Origin of the sequence: Geodermatophilus bullaregiensis (genome assembly GCF_016907675.1) — a bacterium.
In the GTDB taxonomy this organism is placed as follows: domain Bacteria; phylum Actinomycetota; class Actinomycetes; order Mycobacteriales; family Geodermatophilaceae; genus Geodermatophilus; species Geodermatophilus bullaregiensis.
On sequence record NZ_JAFBCJ010000001.1, the window covers coordinates 895,760 to 914,003 of the forward strand.

Annotated in this window: 16 protein-coding genes and 2 pseudogenes; 2 read left to right on the plus strand and 16 right to left on the minus strand. The window is 72.3% G+C overall.

The annotated features are described in order from the left end of the window. Positions 1-49: 49 nt before the first annotated feature. From iolD to JOD57_RS25100, 12 genes and pseudogenes are all read right to left on the minus strand, one after another. Positions 50-1,981 carry a 3D-(3,5/4)-trihydroxycyclohexane-1,2-dione acylhydrolase (decyclizing) gene (gene iolD / locus JOD57_RS04155; RefSeq protein WP_204690738.1) on the minus strand — a complete coding sequence of 644 codons (1,932 nt, stop codon included), beginning with the start codon at positions 1,979-1,981 and terminating at the stop codon, positions 50-52. Positions 1,982-2,069: 88 nt separating this feature from the next. Continuing rightward, positions 2,070-2,975, minus strand: coding sequence for a Cgl0159 family (beta/alpha)8-fold protein (locus JOD57_RS04160; protein WP_239568131.1), 906 nt, complete (start codon positions 2,973-2,975; stop codon positions 2,070-2,072). Between the two features lie 7 nt (positions 2,976-2,982). Continuing rightward, a complete protein-coding gene (gene iolC, locus JOD57_RS04165; protein ID WP_204690740.1) occupies positions 2,983-3,945 on the minus strand; it encodes a 5-dehydro-2-deoxygluconokinase in 963 nt (320 codons plus the stop codon). 45 nt (positions 3,946-3,990) lie between these two features. After that, complete coding sequence (locus JOD57_RS04170) at positions 3,991-5,493, minus strand: sugar porter family MFS transporter (protein WP_204690741.1); 1,503 nt, start codon at positions 5,491-5,493, stop codon at positions 3,991-3,993. A 255-nt stretch (positions 5,494-5,748) separates the two neighbouring features. Then, a complete protein-coding gene (locus tag JOD57_RS04175) occupies positions 5,749-6,528 on the minus strand; it encodes a DeoR/GlpR family DNA-binding transcription regulator (RefSeq protein WP_204690742.1) in 780 nt (259 codons plus the stop codon). Continuing rightward, entirely contained in the window at positions 6,525-7,532 is a 1,008-nt protein-coding gene (locus tag JOD57_RS04180) for a LacI family DNA-binding transcriptional regulator (protein ID WP_204690743.1), read from the minus strand. Before JOD57_RS04180 ends, JOD57_RS04175 begins: the two co-directional genes overlap by 4 nt. Positions 7,533-8,001: 469 nt before the next feature. Continuing rightward, positions 8,002-8,253 (minus strand): hypothetical protein, encoded by a 252-nt coding sequence (locus JOD57_RS04185; protein ID WP_204690744.1) that lies wholly within the window; start codon positions 8,251-8,253, stop codon positions 8,002-8,004. Positions 8,254-8,400: 147 nt separating this feature from the next. Next, a complete protein-coding gene (locus JOD57_RS04190) occupies positions 8,401-9,807 on the minus strand; it encodes an NAD(P)/FAD-dependent oxidoreductase (protein WP_307824447.1) in 1,407 nt (468 codons plus the stop codon). A 1,855-nt stretch (positions 9,808-11,662) separates the two neighbouring features. Beyond that, entirely contained in the window at positions 11,663-11,764 is a 102-nt protein-coding gene (locus tag JOD57_RS27455; protein ID WP_504739276.1) for a hypothetical protein, read from the minus strand. A 55-nt stretch (positions 11,765-11,819) separates the two neighbouring features. Beyond that, positions 11,820-11,957: pseudogene (locus tag JOD57_RS27200) on the minus strand (potassium-transporting ATPase subunit C); the annotation flags it as partial. A 100-nt stretch (positions 11,958-12,057) separates the two neighbouring features. Further along, positions 12,058-12,102 (minus strand): annotated as a pseudogene (locus JOD57_RS27205) (hypothetical protein); the annotation flags it as partial. 17 nt (positions 12,103-12,119) lie between these two features. After that, positions 12,120-12,263 (minus strand): hypothetical protein, encoded by a 144-nt coding sequence (locus JOD57_RS25100; protein WP_239568134.1) that lies wholly within the window; start codon positions 12,261-12,263, stop codon positions 12,120-12,122. 246 nt (positions 12,264-12,509) lie between these two features. On the opposite strand from JOD57_RS25100, the gene JOD57_RS04200 reads away from it, so the two are divergent. Together JOD57_RS04200 and JOD57_RS04205 are read left to right on the plus strand one after the other, a co-directional pair. Further along, entirely contained in the window at positions 12,510-12,959 is a 450-nt protein-coding gene (locus JOD57_RS04200) for an ATP-binding protein (RefSeq protein WP_239568136.1), read from the plus strand. A 216-nt stretch (positions 12,960-13,175) separates the two neighbouring features. Continuing rightward, complete coding sequence (locus tag JOD57_RS04205; RefSeq protein ID WP_204690747.1) at positions 13,176-14,720, plus strand: PP2C family protein-serine/threonine phosphatase; 1,545 nt, start codon at positions 13,176-13,178, stop codon at positions 14,718-14,720. A 51-nt stretch (positions 14,721-14,771) separates the two neighbouring features. Here JOD57_RS04205 and JOD57_RS04210 read toward each other — a convergent pair whose 3' ends face one another. From JOD57_RS04210 to JOD57_RS04225, 4 genes are all read right to left on the minus strand, one after another. After that, positions 14,772-15,080 (minus strand): twin-arginine translocase TatA/TatE family subunit, encoded by a 309-nt coding sequence (locus JOD57_RS04210; RefSeq protein ID WP_204690748.1) that lies wholly within the window; start codon positions 15,078-15,080, stop codon positions 14,772-14,774. Further along, the gene (locus JOD57_RS04215; RefSeq protein ID WP_204690749.1) at positions 15,077-15,796 is read right to left on the minus strand and encodes a dioxygenase family protein; all 720 of its coding nucleotides are present in this window, start codon (positions 15,794-15,796) and stop codon (positions 15,077-15,079) included. The genes JOD57_RS04210 and JOD57_RS04215 overlap by 4 nt, the downstream gene beginning before the upstream one ends. Positions 15,797-16,696: 900 nt before the next feature. After that, entirely contained in the window at positions 16,697-16,993 is a 297-nt protein-coding gene (locus JOD57_RS04220; RefSeq protein WP_204690750.1) for a hypothetical protein, read from the minus strand. 245 nt (positions 16,994-17,238) lie between these two features. After that, a complete protein-coding gene (locus JOD57_RS04225; protein ID WP_239568138.1) occupies positions 17,239-17,985 on the minus strand; it encodes a hypothetical protein in 747 nt (248 codons plus the stop codon). Between the last annotated feature and the right edge of the window lie 259 nt (positions 17,986-18,244).

Consider the following 18,244-nt stretch of genomic DNA (forward strand, 5'->3'; position numbering starts at 1 on the left):
CATGCGGTCCTCCTCTGGGACGGGTGGTTCACGGCGGGGTGCGGGTGGGTCACGGCTGGGACGGACCGAGGAAGGGACGCTGGACGGCCTTCCAGCGGTCGTAGACGGCGCGGGCCTCCTGCGTGCTCGACAGCGTCGAGACCTCGCTGACCGGCACGTCCCACCACGACTGGCTGGAGGGCGCGTCGATGAGCGGGTCGGTCTCGACGTGCACGACCGTCGTCCGGTCGCTCGCCTTTGCCTTGCGCAGCGCCGCCTCGAGGCTGGGCCCGTCCTGGGCGATGAGGACGTCGACGCCGAGGCTCGCGGCGTTGGCGGCCAGGTCCACCGGCAGCACATCGCCCTCCAGCCGGCCGTTGGCCGCGCGGTAGCGGTAGCGGGTGCCGAAGCGCTGGGACCCCAGCTGCTCCGACAGGGCGCCGATCGAGGCGAAGCCGTGGTTCTGGACCAGGACGACGACGATCTTGACGCCCTCCTGGACGGCGGTGACCAGCTCGGTCGGCATCATCAGGTAGGAGCCGTCGCCGATCATGACGAACACGTCGCGGTCGGGGCTGGCCATCCGGATGCCGATGCCACCGGGGATCTCATAACCCATGGTCGAGTAGCCGTACTCGACGTGGTAGCCCTTGCGGTCGCGGACCCGCCACATCTTGTGCAGGTCCCCGGGCATGGACCCCGCTGCGCAGACCACGACGTCGCGTGGGGCGGAGACCTCGTTGACGACCCCGATGACCTCGTTCTGGGTCAGCCGGCCGCCCTCGCCGGCGCTGGGCACCTCCGGGTGGTACGCGGCCTCGACGGTGGCCTCCCACTCGGCGGCGAGCTCCGCGGTGCGGGCCCGGTAGGCGTCGTCGACCGACCAGCCGGCCAGCGCGTCGGTGAGCGCGGTGAGGGTCTCCCGCGCGTCGGCCTGCACGGTCACGCCGGCGTGCTTGGCGGCGTCCATCGCGGCGACGTTGACGTTGACGAACCGCACGCCGGGGTCGTTGAAGGCGGTGCGCGAGGCGGTGGTGAAGTCCTGGTAGCGGGTGCCGATCCCGATGACGACGTCGGCCTCGCGGGCCAGCGCGTTGGCCGCCGTCGTCCCGGTGGAGCCGATCGCGCCCACCGACTGCGGGTGGTCGTAGGGCAGGGCACCCTTGCCGGCCTGGGTCTGCCCGACCGGGATGCCGGTGGCGGTCGCGAAGGCGTCCAGCGCCTCGGTGGCCTGCGAGTAGACGACCCCGCCGCCGGCGACGACCAGCGGCCGGCGGGCCGAGCGGATGACGTCGACGGCGCGCTGCAGGGCGGCCGGCTCGGGCAGCGGCCGGCCGACGTGCCAGGTGCGCTCGGCGAACAGCTCGACCGGCCAGTCGAACGCCTCGGCCTGCACGTCCTGCGGGAAGCAGAGGGTGACCGCACCGGTCTCGGCCGGGTCGGTGAGCACCCGCATCGCGCCCAGCAGCGCGCCGGGCAGCTGCTCGGGCCGCCAGATGCGGTCGAAGTACCGCGACACCGGCCGGAACGCGTCGTTGACGGTCACGTCGCCGCTGTCGGGCCGCTCCAGCTCCTGCAGCAGGGAGCCGGCCGAGCGGGTGGCGAAGGTGTCGGCCGGGAGCAGCAGCACCGGCAGCCGGTTGATGGTCGCCAGTGCCGCGCCGGTGAGCGTGTTCGTCGAGCCCGGGCCGACGCTGGTGGACACCGCCCAGGCCTGCAGCCGGTCCTTGGCCCGGGCGTAGGCCACGGCGGTGTGCACGACGGCCTGCTCGTTGCGCCCGAGCACGTAGGGGAGGGTGCCGGGCTCGTCGACCTCGGCCTGCAGCAGCGCCTGGCCGAGCCCGGCGACGTTGCCGTGCCCGAAGATGCCGAAGCAACCGGCGAACAGCCGCTGCCGCTGCCCGTCGCGCTCGGTGTACTGCTGCGCCAGGAAGCGCACCACGGCCTGGGAGACGGTCAGCCGCACCGTCTCCAGGTCGGCCGGCGGCGGGAACTCACTCACGGCCGGGAAGCTCGCTAGGACTCGTGCGCGGGACCGGGCATCCTGCGGTGGTCATGTCGTCTCCTGAGCTGAGGTACTGAGAGATTGGTCAGTGGACCAGTGCGGTCGCTGTGTCCACGGCGGTGGCGACGTCGTCGTCCGGCGGGTAGAGCAGGGTGCGGCCGATGACCAGGCCGCGGACGGCCGGCAGCGCCAGGGCGTCGCGCCACTGCACGTAGGTCTCCTCCGGTCGGCGGGAGGGGTCCCCGCCGAGCAGCAGGGTGGGCAGCGTGGTCGCGTCCATGACCCGCTCCATCTCGGCGACCACCGGCAGCTTGAGCCAGGTGTAGGCCGACGTCGCGCCGAGCCCCTGGGCGATGTGCACCGACTTGATCACCCCGTCGGGGCTGAGGTCGTTGACCACCCGGCCGTCGACCCGCCGGGACAGGAACGGCTCGAGCATCATCACGATCCCGGCACGGGCCAGCTCACTGATGGTGCGGCCGGCGGTCTCCAGCATCCGCACCGTGCCGGGGTCGTCGAGGTCGATCCGGTTGAGCATCTTGGCCGCCTCGAACCGCGCTGCGATCACCCCGGCGACGTCGTAACCGGTCATCCGGTCGTCGAGCTCGAAGCTGGCACCGGCCAGCCCGCCACGGTTCATCGAGGCCACCACGACCTTCTCCTCGAGCGCACCGAGCAGCAGCAGGTCCTCGGCGACGTCCGCGGTGGCGAGCAGGCCGTCGACGCCGGGGCGGGCCAGCGCGGTCCGCAGCCGGTCCAGCATGTCGGTGCGGCTGTTCATCGCCGTCGGCCGCCCCTGGGCGGACAGGGCGCCGCGGGCCGGGTGGTCGGCGGCGACGAGCATGAGCCGACCGTCCTCGGGGAGGAACGCCGGCCGCCGGCGGCGCGCGGCCAGGGCCCGGCCGATGGCCTGCGGATCGCGGCTGCGCAGCTCGGTGACCTCGGCGTACGTGCTGCACTTCGGCGGGGCGAGGACCTCGGTCGGGGGCAAGGCAGTATCAGACACGGGTCCCTCCCAGGGAGGCGGCGACGTGGGCGTCGATCTCGGCGGCGGTCGGCATCGCGGTGGAGCACTCCAGCCGGGAGGCGACGATGGCGCCGGCGGCGTTGGCGTTGCGCAGCACCTGCTCCAGCGGCAGGCCGGCCAGCAGGCCGTGGCACAGCGACCCGCCGAACGCGTCACCGGCGCCGAGCCCGTTGACCACCTCCACCGGCGTGGGTGGCACCACCACCCGCTCCGACCGGGTCCTGGCCAGGACCCCCTTCGGCCCCTGCTTGACCACGGCCAGCTCGACACCGGCCTCCAGCAAGGCGTCCGCCGCGCGGTCGGGATCGGTCTCCCCGACCGCGACCTCACACTCCTCCCGGTTGCCGACGGCGACCGTGACGTGGGGGAGGGCCGCGCGCACCTGCGCCGTGGCCTCCTCCCGCGAGGCCCAGAACATCGGCCGGTAGTCCAGGTCGAGCACGGTGTGCCGGCGCCGGCCCCGGGCCTCCCACGCGGCGTGGTGGGCCGACCGGCTCGGCTCCTCGGACAGGCCGGTCACCGTCGCCCAGAACAGGCCGGCGTCCCGGATGGCCGAGGTGTCCAGGTCCTCGGGACGGATCTGCAGGTCCGGGGCGGTGGGCCGGCGGTAGAAGTACAGCGGGAAGTCGTCGGGAGGGAAGATCTCGCAGAAGGTGACCGGCGTCGGGTGGGCCGGGTCGACCACCACGAGACCGTCGTCGACGCCCAGCTCGCGCAGGGCCCGCCGCACGAACCGGCCGAACGGGTCGTCGCCGACCCCGGTGACCAGAGCGACCGAGTGGCCGAGGCGTGCAGCGGCGACCGCCACGTTGGCCGCGCTGCCGCCGAGGAACTTGCCGAACGTCTCGACCTCCTCCAGCCCCACGCCGACCTGCAGGGGATAGACGTCGACCCCACAGCGCCCCAGGGCCAAGACGTCCACGGCCTCCTCCATGGTGTTCTCCGCCTCTCGCTACCGCACGGATGAGGGGACCCGACCTCAGCCGCCGCGGACGCCGGCCGGGGCCTCGTGGACGAAGTGCTCCGGGTCGTGCGTCCGGAAGTCGTCCTCGAGTTCCTCGAGCGAGCGACCACGGGTCTCGGGCGCGTACTTCTTGACGAAGAACCACGAACCGACGTTGATCAACGCGAAGAGCCCGAACGTCGGGGTCGCACCCAGCGCGGCGACCAGCGGCGGGAACGCGAAGGAGATCGCCGCGTTCACCGTCCACAGCACGAACACCGCGATCCCCATCGCGAAGCCCCGGATCGTCATCGGGAAGATCTCCGAGAGCAACAGCCACACCAGCGTGCCGATGAACGTCTGGACGAAGAAGACGACCAGCAGCATCGCGGCCAGGATGAGGTAGCTCCGGAACGCCGACTCGGGGAGCAGGAAGGACAGGGCGAGGACGGCATGCCCGGCCGCGACACCGGTGAACCCGGTGAGCAGCAGCGGCCTCCGGTTGATGCGGCCGATCAGGTAGATCCCCAGGACGGTCCCGATGATCGCGACCACACCAACGGTGATGGTCAGGATCAGCGACGCGCTGGCCCCCAGGCCGGTCGACTCCAGGATGGTCGGTGCGTAGTAGTTGACCGTGTTGATGCCGGTCGCCTGCTGCACCGTCGCCAGCCCACAACCGATCCAGAGGATGCGGCGCATCCAGGGGAACGCCCGGAGGTCGCGCAGGGCCGCACCCTTGTCCTCGGAGGTGTCCCGCTTCGCGTGCTCGGCGATGACGTTGTACTCCTCGGCCGCCTCCGCCGGGTCCCGGCTCAGGCCCAGGACCTGCCTGGTGTCGTTCAGCCGCCCGCGGACGGCGTACCAGCGGGGCGAGTCCGGCAGGAAGAACATGCCGACGAACAGCGCCACCGCGGGGATGGTGGCGACGCCCAGCATCCAGCGCCAGACGTTGGCGTCCTCGATGACGGCATCCAGCAGTGCGTTCATGGCGAAGGCGAGGAACTGCCCGGTCACGATCATCAGCTCGTTGATGGTGACCATGCGCCCGCGTCGATCGGCCGGTGCCATCTCCGCGAGGTACAGCGGGCAGGTCACCGCAGCGGCACCCACGCCGAAGCCGAGCAGGATGCGGCCCGCCGTCATGATGGCCACGTTCGGTGCAACGGCCGTGATCAGTGCGCCGAAGAGGAACAGTCCCGCGCAGACCAGGAGGCTCCCCTTGCGGCCGAGCACGTCGGCCAGCTTGCCCCCGAGCAGCGCACCGAACGCTGCCCCCGGGAACAACAGCGAACTGACCACCACGGCCTCGGTGATCGGGGTCAGGGCGAGGTCGTCGCGCATGTACAGCAGCGCACCGGAGATGACACCGGTGTCGTAGCCGAACAGCAGACCCCCGAGCGTGGAGATCACCGTCAGTTTGATCAGGAAGCGGTTGACCGCGGGCGAGCGCCGCGCTCCGCCCGCTGTCCTCGGAGAATGGCCACTTCCGTGAGCGTGGCTCGCCGCCATGGCGCCTTCTTCCGATAGTGGGGCCATTCTCGGCCCATTTCCTCAGGCGCGGGTCAGGCCGCCGTCTTGGCTCCTGCAGCCCATCACCCACATGGCGTCGAGCACGTTAAGCGCGAGAGTTCGGGCGCCACAACGCTCGTCGGTGCTCGGGAGCGAACATCTCGCGATCACTTCCGAACACCGCAGGATCCGGCCGGGACGACGTCGGGAGGTGGAGCCGATGGCGGCACCTTCGGGCGAGCACGTCCCTCCCCGCGGACGGCCGGGACCGTCGTCCACGGCTCATCCCCCCACGACGTGTGGCACCACACCCACCCGTCGCAGGGCGCAGGCCAGTTCGGCCGGGGGCCGCTGGTCCGTGATGAGCTTCGTCATCCGGTCGAGCGTCGCGATCCGTGTCGGCGCGGAGGCGCGGAACACCTCCCGGGTGACCACCACGACGACGTCGTCGGCGATGTCCATGAGATGGCGCTCGACGCTCGCCTCGGCGGAAGAGTGCGCGTACAGGCCACGGGCGTCGATCCCGCACGGGGAGAGGAAGAACGTCCGGACCCGCAGCTGGGCGGTGGCGGCCTCCGTCGTAGGGCCGACGAACGCATGTCGACCGGGGAGCAGCTCGCCACCGAGCGCGACCACCCGCTCCGTCCTGCCCTCGGAGAGGTACTGCAGTACGGGCAGGGAATGACTGACGACGCAACCGCCGAAGTCGTCCGGGAGCGCCCGGGCCACCGCATGACCCGTTGCGCCGGCATCGATGGCGATCGTGTCGGTCTCCCCTGCGAGCTCCACGGCGAAGGCAGCAACTCCCTCCCGACCTTCGGCGTCGTCGTCCTCGGTGAAACCGGCGCCCCGCAAGGCGCGTGCCGTGAGGCTGGCCCCACCGTGCACCAACCGGACGTGACCGCCGTTCTCCAGGGCGTGGAGGTCGCGGCGGATGGTCATCTGTGAGACGCCGAGCTGGCGAGCGAGGTCGACGACCGACAGGAAGCCCACCGACCGCAGCGTGGAAAGCATCCACGTCCGACGCTCCGTCGCCGCCTCGTACCGCAGTCCGGCGGTCACGGGGCGGACCGCCGAGCCGGGACAGCGGTGGTCGCGGCCGGACCCGTGCTGGACCGGACGACCAGCTCACCGCAGACCTCCCGCGGACTGTGCACCTCGTCGCCGCGGCCCCGCACGAGGTCCAGCAGCATCTCGATGGCGGCGGTGCCCGCGGCAGCGGCCGGGATGCGCACGGTGGTCAGCCTCGGCGTCACCATCTCCGCGAGCCCGGTGTCGTCGAAGCCGATGACACTGATGTCGCCCGGCACGTCGACCCCCCGGTCCGCGAGCCGGTTGAGCGCACCTGCGGCGATCTCGTCGTTGTAGGCGACGACGGCAGTGGCACCGGAGGCGAGGACGAGATCGGCAGCCCGCACTCCGGCCGTGTATCGCGCCTCGAAGCGGCCGAGCTCGGAGGTCGCGATCCCCAACCGGCTGCAGGCGTCCCGGAACCCGCGCGAGCGGACATGGTCGGCATAGCCGTCGGGCCCGGCGAGGTAGACCGCCGTCCGGTGGCCCAGGGCATGCAAGTGCTCGACGGCGTGACCGGTGGCCTCCTCCGCGTTGGTGAGGACAGCCGGAATCCGATCCAGTCGGCGGTTGACCACGACGACGGGAGCCAGTTCACCCAGGGCCGTCAGTTCCTCATCGGACATCCGTGGGGAGAGGAGCAGCAGCCCGTCCACCTGCTGGGCCAGAGCACGCGCCGAGGACACCTCGTCCTTGGCGAACTCATCGGACCCGGCGACGAAGAGGGCATAGCCCTCGCGGCGCGCCTGTCGATGGACCGCCTTGGTGATCATCGCCGAGAAGGAGTTCGCGATGTCGGGGACGACGATGCCGAGATTGCCGGTCCGCCCCCGCGCGAGGGAACTGGCTGCTGGATGCGGCGCGTACTGCAGCTCCTCGGCCGCTGTCATGACGCGGCGTCGAGTCTCGGCAGCGACCGCTCGGGGCTGCGTGAAGACGCGGGACACCGTGGCCGGGGAGACACCGGCGCGAGCAGCGACTTCCCGGATGGACATCACTCCTCCTCATGTGTCTTGAGACACTATGCAACCGGTTTCAGAAACAGTCAACCTTCCGACGGGGTCCTTCGGGTCGCGCTCCCCGCCCGCACCTCGGCGCGGGCGCTGGTAGGCCTCCCGCGTGTGGTCTGGCGGGCCGTGTCGGCGGATGGCTATGACAGGCGCGGGCCCGGGCGACCGCTCCTACGATTTGTCATGGCGCCTGAGCGGTCGCAAGCGCACGTCCACCTCGGCCACCAGCCCCACCCGAGCCTCGAGCCGTGCTGGAAGCCCGCAGTCCTCTGGGTCGAGCTCGCGACAAGGAACTACGGCTGGCTGGGAGGCTGGCGAAACTAGAAGTGCGTCCTGGGCGGCCGCGCTTGTTCACCGTCATGCCGGCGGGACAGGCCATCTCGCCGGACGACGCGGAAGATGGCCACCGCGTCCACTTCCTCAGCCCGCTACAGCGCATCCCGTGGTAGAAGGCCTACCGGAGAGCCTCGATGAGGCCCGGGATGCCTTTCAGCGGATGATGGACGGCGACCCGACCACCCCGCTGCGCAGCAGTGACGTGCAGCCTCGGGCGTGAGACGACGGCGGTGAACGCCGGCACCTGGGCGGCCGCGGCGAGGAGGTCGGGCGGATCGGCCGGTAACCAGTGCGCGGCCCGGAGGCGCTGCGACTCCTGCAGCGGCCACAGGTCCATGACTCTGCAGAGGTGACGCATCGTGCCGTCCACCCCTTGCTCGTTGGTCGCGCCGGCCTGTCGGCTGGCCCGGCTGAGCACCGGCTTCTCGAACCCGACGCCGACCAGGTGTCGCTGGTCGGCGTCGGGCAGGTGCGAGTGCTCGTCGTCCGCGCAGTCCCCGGCTGGCGTGACCCGGCGTCAGCCGGTGCTACCCGCCTCCCGCGGGGCTCCGGGAATGGTCTCCTCCGCGTCGGGGATGGGAGCAGACGTGTTCCGGGGCAGGATGGTCGGCGCACGCCCCGCTGGAGTATGGCCCTCGGTCAGGTCCTCCCGCGCCGCCTGGAACGAGATGATCAGGTTCCCGCGGTTGTGGGTCAGCCACAGCGCGCGGGCCCAGGTGTAGAGAGTGCCGAGGCGGTTGCCCCAGCCCACCAGGTACAGCACGTGGATGAAGATCCACATGACGTAGGCCGGGAAGCCGGTCACCTTCACCCCGAAGGCGTCGGCGACGGCCGAGCGGTAGCCGATCGTGGCCATGGTGCCCTTGTCGAAGTACTCGAAAGGCGGTGTCTGCCGGCCGGCGAGACGGTCCTTGATGACCCGGCCGACGTACTTGCCCTCCTGGATCGCCGGCTGGGCCACCCCGGGCAGCTTGTCGAGTGACACCATGTCGCCGATGGCGAAGACCTCTGGATGGCCCGGCACCGTGCAGTCGGGACCCACCGGAATTCGGCCTGCTCGGTCGGCCCGCACACCCACCTTCTCGGCCAGCAGCCGGGCCAGCGAAGAAGCCTGGACCCCCGCGGCCCAGATGCGGGTGCCCGTTCGGATCGTCTCCAGCCCGTCCGGTCCCTTGACCGTGATCGACTGGTGGTCCATGTCCACGGCCAGGGTGTTCACCCGTACCTCCACACCCATCTGCTCCAGACGCTTCTGGGTGTACGCCTGCAGCTTCGGCGGGAACGGGGGCAGGACGGTCCCTGCGCCCTCCAGCAGGATGATCCGCGCCTGGTGCGTGTCCACGGAGCGGTAGTCCCGGGGGAGGACCGTGTGCGCCAGTTCCGCGATCTGCCCGGCGAGCTCGACACCGGTCGGTCCGGCCCCGACCACCACGAATGTCAGCCACTCCGCTCGCTCAGCCGGATCGGTGGCGATCTCGGCCATCTCGAACTTGGCCAGGATCCCGTCCCGCAGGTAGCGGGCGTCCTCGATGGTCTTCATGCCCGGGGCGTACTCGGCGAACTCGTTCTTGCCGAAGTAGGAGTGGGTTGCCCCGGCGGCGACGACGAGGCTGTCGTAGGGCAGTTCGAGCAGCCGCCCGTCCGGTGCCCGGGCACGGACCACCCGCCCGTCTAGGTCGAGGTCCTGCACGTCCGCGAGCAGCACGCGGGCGTTCCGCTCCCTCTTGGTCACGCTGCGCAGCGCCGGAGCGATCAATCCCGGGGGCAGGATGCCCGTCGCCACCTGGTACAGCAACGGTTGGAACAGGTGGTGGTTGGACCGGTCCACCAGCGTCACGTCGACATCGGCACGGTCAAGAGCCCGGGTGACGTTCAGCCCACCGAACCCGCCCCCCACGACGACAACCCGATGCCTCTCGGCCACGTTTGCATCCATAACGCCACTCCCTCGTGCCAGGCCGCCCCCGGGGCCGTCAGGACCCTCTCGGCCGGCAGGACCTCGTGTTCCCCGATGGTCTCTCTGCCCAGCGCATGGTCTCCACAGCGGGAGGCCGGATTCTAGGGCGTCCGTCACCAGGTCAGCGCACGCGCTGTGATCCCAGTTGCGGTGTTCGACCGGTAGCGGTACGCCACTCCCTTACTCGTCTGCAGGGGCATCCTGTGCCGGTCCCCGCTGGCCGAACGGCTCGCCGTGGCTTGGGCTGCGGAAGCACTGCGGCACAGCCCCGAGCTCGCCGACGTCCCTCGCACCACCGCGGGCCTGGACGCGGTCACCGGGCGACCGATGGACCCGGACGCGGCGACGGCGCTGGCCACGCGGGACGGCGACCCGGTCGGCTTCCGGTCGCGTGCCTGCACGGCCGAACTGCCGAAGACGCCGACCCAGTGCTCACCATGACGCGCGAGCAGCGCCGAGCCATCCAGGAGGTTGCTCCATGGGGACTGCGCCGGACGTTCGCGCTGCCCGAGGCAGCCGACCTCCTCGGCCGGGCGGACCTGATCGGCATGGTGCTCATGCCGCTCACCCCCCGTGAAACGATATCGACGAGATCGACGATATCGACGAGATCGCCGTGGACCGCGCCCTCGCCGGCGACAACACACCTACGACGACCTCACCCCAGTCGAACAACAAGAGATCGTCCGCCGCCTCAGCGCCCGCGGCACGTTCATCCGCGACATCGCTGCCCTACGCAGCACGGCCAGGAGAACCATCTCCCGCCGGCGCCCATCCCTCGGCGCAGCATGACCATCGGGCTGCGGACAGGCCCAACATCCGCCAGGCCCGGGGCTCTGAGCTCACCGACCGCTTGGCCCGCCGATCGGAGGGGGTTCGGGGGGCTCACCGGAGGGCGAACACGCCGGTCAGGCCGGATACGGAATGACTGCGAACAGCCTCGAACGTCGGTGAACGAGGCGCAATGGTGGTCTAAATGGGGGTCAGCGAGCGGCGCTGCGCGGCCTCGGGTCATGCCTCGCGCGGAGGTGGATGTCGGTCCGCCGGTGTGCTGGGCACGCCGGGTGGCGCGCGGTTGGGTCCGGCCTCCGCGGGTCGGGGCGGATCTTGCGGATGCAGGCGGAGGGCGAGCATGGCGACGTCGTCGTCCGGCGCGGCCGGCAGCATCCGCGTCAGGCCTACCAGCCCGTGACCGTGCCGGCGCGCCACTGGAGCAGCCCGGTGTGCCCGATGAGGTCGACGTCCCCGTCGATGGTCGCGCCTCGCCACAGCATCACCAGCAGGACCGCTCCGAGCACGAGGAGGAGGACAACGACCGCGGTGATCCACGGCCGGGTCCGGTATCGGCGCCGGACCCGAGGAGCGACGGTGACCTTGACCGGGACCGGTGTGCCGAACCGGATCGTCCGATGCGCGGGCTGCGGCGCCCCGTCGGGCAGTGTCACCGTGGGTTCATCGAGGGGTGTCGGTTCGGGATCCGCCGGGGCGGTCTCGGTCGACGGGGGTCTCGGGCGACCGGGTACCGGCGGGCGGCCCACCCGGACGGTGGGCTCGGTGGGCAGCCCCGGCGCCCGTGAGCCGGGGTCGGCCGCTCCTGGTGTGGTCATCGAGCCTCCGTCGTCGTCGGTCTGCGGGATGCCAGCGGCTCCGGTGTGCGCAGCGTGCCCGCTGGGCACCGGCGTACGCCTGCCTCCTCCGACTTCCTCGACCGAGATCGGCGTCGACCGAGCGAGGCCCGATGGGCACCGGCCCCGTGCCGGGCGTGGTGCCCGCACGTCGCGATGGACGCCTCGACCGCTTCGTGCGCACCGACGGGTGCGGATCAGCGGAACTCGCGATCCAGGGACAGGTTCAGCGCCAGGACGTCGACGTAGGGCGCGCCGATGACGCCCAGGTCGCGGCCCGCGGTGGCCGCGGTCAGCAGTGCCTTTGACGTCGGTGACCGGGACGCCGCGCTCCCGTGCCATGCGCTCGAGCTGGCTGGCCGCGTACTCCGGTGCGATGCCCGGGTCCAGGCCCGAGGCCGAGGCGGTCACCGCGTCCGGCGAGACGTCGGCGGGGTCGACGCCCTCGAGTGCAGCGACCGCGGCGCGGCGCTCCCCGACCCGGACGGCCAGCTCCTGGGAGTTCGGGCCGAGGTCGGACCCGCCCGACGCACCTCCCGTCGTGGTCCGAGGCCGACAGGCGGAACGGGAAGTACTGCGGCAGCGGGTCGTCGCCGGCGTCGGTGAAGGCCTGACCGATCAGCGACGAGCCGACCACGGTGCCGACGACCTCGATCAGGGAGCCGTCCGCATGACCTGAGCGATGCCGGTGATCACCAGCGGGTAGGCGATGCCGAGCAGCACCGTGAACCCGGGCACGGCGCGAGTCGCCGCCCACAGCGGGCGCCCGGAGCGGAGGATACGAGGAGAGGAACTCATCGTGACCCGTCGAGTACCGTCTCTGGTCAGTCCGGCGGCCAGCTGCCGGCCGCCGGCCGCCGGCCGCCGGCACCCGCGTCCTCGTCGGTCCGGCCATGCCTGAAGGGGCGCGGCTCCGAGCTCGGGGCGGGTGCGGTCGAGGGGCGGGGGCGGGGGCGGATGAGTGAGGCGCTCTGGCGTCGCCGTCCGGTGCCGGCACCGGGTCCGGACGCGGTACCCGTGGGGCACTGGGAGCCGGCCACACCGATGGACGTGACCGTCATCCGACGGCAGGCGGCCGCCGCGCTGCACGGCGGGGACCGCCGCTGGGCCACCGCTCCGGTGTCGGAGGGAGCCGAGGAGCGCCTGCTGCTGTGCGTGCAGGAACTCGCCTCCAACGCCCTCCGGCACGGACGGGCCCCGGTGCAGGTCGAGCTGACCGCCTCCGACCACTGCTGGCTGCTGACCGTCGGCGACGCCGCGGTCGAGGCGCCGCCGACTCCCGCCGCCGACCGGGACGCCGCCGACGGCGGACTCGGCCTCTACCTGGTCGCGCGCATCTGCAGCGCGCACGGCTGGACGGTCGAGACGTCCCGCAAGGTCACCTGGGTCCGCATCGACTACACCCGGAACGAGGCGCCACCGGAGACGCTGACGGCAGTGCCTCCTCCCCCACTGCAGACCACACGGCGCAACCTGTCCGCACCACCCGGCTGACCGGGCCGCCCACCGTCGAGGACGCGTGAGGCATGCCGGACGTCGACGCGCTCCGCCGGATCGTGACCCTCCTCGCCGGTACGGGAGGCGACCGACGACGAGCAGGTCACGGGGCGACGCATCCCGCTCCGTCACCGCCCTCGTCGCGCCTGCCGTGCGCCATCCCGCGTCCGGGGCGGATCTGGCGGCGAGCCGAGCTCTGGCAGACTCCCCGCCGTGAGGGACGCAGGCGCCTCGGCCGACCTCGTCCGCCAGGCCCGCGGCCTGCAGGCGCTCTTCGACGGGGATGCCGTCGGCATGGCCGCCGGTACCGGGGAGGTCATCGAGCAGGCCAACGACGAACTGCTCCGCATCCTGGGCCGCGGCCGCGCCGACCTCGACGGCGGCATCCGCTGGCCGGCCATCACACCGCCCGACCAGACCGAGCGCGACGCCGGGGCGGTCGACGCCGTCCGGCGCAGCGGCTCGATCCTGTTCCAGAAGGACTTCCTGCGCCCGGACGGCAGCCGGGTCCCCGTGCTCGCAGCCGTGGCCGCCGTGCGCTGGGACCCCTACGAGTGGGTCGCCGTCGTCATCGACCTCAGCCGGCAGGAGCGGCTGCGGCACCTCGCACAGTCCGAGGCCGCCATCGTCTCCACCCTGCTGCGCGACGCCCCGATCGGTTTCGCGCTGATCGACCTCGAGATGCGCTTCGTCCGGATCAACCAGGAACTGGCCGCCATGAACGGCCTGCCGGTCGCCGAGCACGAGGGCAGGCCGGTGTTCGACGTCGTGCCCGACCTGCAGGCCGACGCCGAACCCCTGCTCCGGCGCGTTCTAGACACCGGCGAGCCGCTACGAGACGTGGAGATCGTCGGTGCCACACCGGCCGACCCAGGCACCTCCCACACCTGGATCGAGTCCTTCTTCCCGGTCCGCACCGCCGGGGGCCCCACCATCGGCGTGGCAGCGGTCGCCCGCGACGTCACCGAGGTCCGCCACCTGGAGCAGGAGCTCCAGGCCACGCTGGGCCGTCAGCGCCAGGTGCTGCAGGACCTGCAGAGCAGCCTGCTCCCCTCACTGCCCACGGTCCCCGGGCTCGACCTGGCCGCCCGCTACCTCGGCGCCTCCCGCGAGATCGGCCTCGGCGGCGACTGGTTCGACGTCTTCCACGCCCCCGACGGCCGCCTGGTGCTGGCCATCGGCGACGTCGTCGGCCACGGCCCCACCGCCGTCGGGCTGATGGCCCGTCTCAGCGGCGCCATGCGCGCCCACGTGGCCGACGGCCGCGGCCCGGGAGCGGTGCTGGGCTGCCTCAACCAGCTCCTCATCGGCTCCCTCGCCCCGGCGATGGCGACGGCGGCCGTGCTGCTGCTCGACCTGTCCACCGGCGCGATCGAGTACTCCGCCGCCGGCCACCCGTACGGGCTGCTGCGCGCCCTGCAGGGCCCGGTGACCCTCCTCGACGACGCCCAGGGCCGCGCGCTCGGAGCCACCGCCGACTCGACCTACCCGGTGGGAAGGACGACCCTGGAGGTCGGCGGGACGCTGCTGCTCTACACCGACGGGCTGGTGGAGCGCCGCGACGCGGACCTCGACGAGGGCGTCGACCGCCTCATCACCGTCGTCGCCACCACCTCCGATCCCTCCGGCGGAGCGGCGGAGCTCGTCCGCGACGTCATCGACGGCAGCCACACGGCAGCCGAGCGCGACGACGACGTGTGCGTCCTCGCCGCCGTCCGCACGGCCGCGCTGACCGCGGCCGACGTCTCCCCCGCCTGAGAGGGCCACGCTCCGACGCGGTGATCACCGGTCGAAACGAGCCGATCCACGTCATCGACGACCGGCGCGTCGGGGACTGACCGGTCGCTTCCCGTGCCCGTGGTTCACGACGTCCGAGTCTGCTCCTGCGCGTGCGGCCGCGTCGGGTCGAGCGCCGGGCTCTTCGCCCTGTCCGACCGGCTCCTGCGCCATGTCGGTCGCTCGGGCAGGCCAGGGGTCGTCGCGGAGGTCGTTCATCTCCCCCTTGAGGATCCGCAAGGAGCGGCCCAGGGAGCGGGAGGCGTCGGGGAGCTTCTTGTAGCCGAACAGCAGCATAACGGCGAGCACGACGAGGCCGATCTCGGCAGGTCCGAGGTTCAACGGTTGCCTCCTGGGTGGGGCGGGTCAGGACGGCTGGCTGGGCGGAGTGCCGCCCGGGCCGCCGCCCGGCGGGTCCCGCCGGGCGCGCCGGAGGGAGCACCGTCGCCCGAGAGTTGCCCGCCGGTGGAAGTGGTCGAGGTGTCGACACCGACGGCGAGGGCGACGGTGTAGCCGCTGCTCACGTCACTGGTGACGGTGGCCAGCTGGCCGGCGCCGGCGTCGTCGCCGAAGACGTTGTCGCTGTCGCTGTCGCTGTCGAGGCTGAGCTGGGCGAGGTTGCGCACCGAGGACTCGTAGCCGGGAGTGGCGTAGACGGTGTCGCAGACGTCCTGCGGGAGGGCGACCTGCGAGGTGGCGATCGCGGTGGTCGAGTCGGTGATGCTGGCCTGGTCGGGATAGACCTCGAAGTGGATGTGCGGCCAGCGCCCGGTGTAGCAGGCCGGGACGATGCTGGTGAACGTCACCGCGCCGTCTCCGTCGGCGACCTGCACGCCGCGCAGGTAGTTCTGCTCGGTGATCCCCTCGGAGTACAGCGAGTAGCCGCCGTCGCGGTCACAGTGCCACACGTAGACCGCGACGCCCGCGAACGGCACTCCCCCGTTGGCGAGGTCGCTGATCGTCAGAGTAAGCGTCATCGGCACACCCTCGGCAGTGGCGGAGGCGTCGCCGAAGCTGGACCGGATGTCGCTGCGGACGATGCCGCTCTGCTCCAGCACGTCGGGTCCGTTGGAGCCGTCACCGGGATAGGGACCCGCGGTCTCATCGGGGATCTCGCCCGACGCGGCGACACCCGCCGACGAGGACCCCGAGGCAGCGCCGGAGCCGCTCGTCCCGCCGCTGCAGGCGGCCAGCCCGATGCTGGCAGCGCCGAGGCCCAACAGGCCCAGCAGCCGGCGCCGACTGACCAGGGTGTTCCCCCAGATCGAAGCCGAGGCCCTGGTCGACGACCCCCTCGTCGGGCCGGGGCAGGCGGCGGCCCTCGTAGGTCGGGCTGGACGGTGGGTGCTGCGGCATGAGTGCTCCAGGATTCGGTGGGCCGTTGCTGCTCCCGACCGTCGGCCCCATGCCTCCCCGAGCTCTGACAGACGACTGTGAGGTGGCTGGAGACCCTCCCCTGTCACATCGGCCTTGGCGCCGAGTTGTCTGGCCCCGCTGGTCTCCTCCGGAGGTCAGCGCGCTCCAGGCGCGGATCGACACCGGCGCTGATCCAGGCCACGCAACGGCGCCCAGGCATGGCCGAGCCGACCCACGGCCGCACCCCTGCGGATCGGTCGTCGCCACGGCACTGGGCGTTGCCGGCCCGCTCCACGGCACACAGCAGAAGGCGCCCTCCGCCCCTCGGATACGAGGGGCGGCCCGGCGATGGTCTCCGTCAGGCCTTGCAGCGGCCACCGGCCGCCGCCGGCCGGTGGCCACGTGCATCGGGGTGACCGGCTCCTCGTACGCCAGGGACACCGTGTGGGGCCGAGGATCGGCACCGGACGGCGGCCCCGGAGCTCGTCGCTCGTCCGCTCGTCCGCAGACAGACTCGGGTCGCCCTCGACATCGACGCCGGCTCCGGCCGGTCGCGCCGGTCCGGTGAGTCAGCAGCGCCGCCGGGCCGGGCTCTGGCGGGGTCACCGCCCCGTCTGCGCGCCGCCACGGACGATCCGCAGATGCGGGCGGGTCGGCTCACCGATCGCCTCGGTCATCGGCAGGCCGGCAGCCCGCCGCACCCGATACTCGGTGACCTGCAGGGCTCGGGCCAGCGCGCGGGCCAACCGATCGCCGACGCGGATCCGCTGCCCGCGGGCCAGACCACGGACCGTCTCGGCCGGCACGAGTCCACCGGAGCGCCGGGCGATCTGCGCCGCGGTCACCCTCAACTCCAACAGCCGGCGCCGGATCAGGTCGCCCAAGTCCCGGTCGGGCACCAGTGCACCGTAGGCGCTCACCGGCCGCGGCGGAGGGTCCGTGGTGGTCCTACCCGCGGTCGTGGCTGTGTCCCGCTCATCCTCCACCCCGGAGGTCGGGCCGGTGACCGGTGCGGAGCAGGTTCTGGTCGGTGCGGGCGGCGAAAGCGGGGTGCGCTTCGTCGAGGTCGGGCGTGACCAGCCCAGCACCAGCCGCGTCCGATTGCAGGTCCGCAGCCGCGACCGCCCGCATCTCGCCGCCTCGCCTAGACGGACGGTGGTTCAGCGGTCGCTGTCGGCGTCCTCCTGCAACTGCTCGGAGCGCAGGCGTCGCTCGACCAGGTCGATGGGGACGTAGTCGGCCGTCCGGCCAGCCGCGTAGGCGTAGCCGCGCAGCACCGGGAGCGCGTCCGGCGCCGACGCCGGAGGGCGACGGTCAGCATGCCCACGGCCATCCACAGCCGGCCGCGGCGCCGCGCGTCCGGGGTGTCCGTCCATGTCGGCAGCTCGGTCGGGGTCCACACCGACCAGTCAGCGGCCGCTGCCAGCTGGTCGGAGACGAGCTCGGCGACGCATCGGGCCGCGAACACGTCGACCGCGATCGCCCCGTCGGGGTCGGCCAGGTAGAGGTCCATCGCGCCCATGCCCCTCATCCGCCCGGACAGGGACAGCGCGAGCCCGCTCCGCAGCGGCGTCTGCGTGACCAGCAGGTCGTGGAAGGCCGGCCATCGGCGCGCCAGGATCTCCTCGGTGCCGAACACGGGGAACCCGGACCCGGCGGCCAGCAGGCACGTCCCGCTGCCGGCGGTGAACTGCAGTCGCTCGGCGGTGGCCGCGACCTCCCCGCTGGCCGCCAGCGGGGTCCGCAGGCCGGGCTCGCCGTGCAGGCTCAGCCCGGCCCCCTCGACACGGAGCACGGCCGCGGCGGCGCGGGCCAGCCGCACGGGCAGCAGGTCGGGATCCGCGCCGTCGTCAGCGTCCAGCGCCTCGACGAAGCGGATGGCGACGTCCATGACCAGCTCCAACACCTCCAGTCGAAGCGCGCCGGCGGACGCTCCCCGAGTGGTGCGCAGGATCGGCACCAGTCAGCGTGGTCGTCAGGTGGCGTCCGCCCGTTGCCCCAGCGAGGGCGGGCCGCCGACAGTTCGGCGGAGCAGGCTCAGGTCCCGCTCGGTCGGAACGCATCGAGTCGTGCAGTCGAACTCGACCGGCACCCCGTCGAGCCATCCCACGGCCGCGGTGAGTCCGCAGCCCGGACAGGTCTTCCAGGTG

What these genes read in the sequence shown, in the direction of transcription:
- JOD57_RS04200 (WP_239568136.1), top strand. Translation starts at nt 12,510, where the DNA reads ATGGACGTGACCGTCATCCGACGGCAGGCGGCCGCCGCGCTGCACGGC.
- JOD57_RS04180 (WP_204690743.1), bottom strand. Translation starts at nt 7,532, where the DNA reads ATGTCCATCCGGGAAGTCGCTGCTCGCGCCGGTGTCTCCCCGGCCACG.
- iolC (WP_204690740.1), bottom strand. Translation starts at nt 3,945, where the DNA reads ATGGAGGAGGCCGTGGACGTCTTGGCCCTGGGGCGCTGTGGGGTCGAC.
- JOD57_RS25100 (WP_239568134.1), bottom strand. Translation starts at nt 12,263, where the DNA reads ATGAGTTCCTCTCCTCGTATCCTCCGCTCCGGGCGCCCGCTGTGGGCG.
- JOD57_RS04170 (WP_204690741.1), bottom strand. Translation starts at nt 5,493, where the DNA reads ATGGCCCCACTATCGGAAGAAGGCGCCATGGCGGCGAGCCACGCTCAC.
- JOD57_RS04225 (WP_239568138.1), bottom strand. Translation starts at nt 17,985, where the DNA reads ATGGACGTCGCCATCCGCTTCGTCGAGGCGCTGGACGCTGACGACGGC.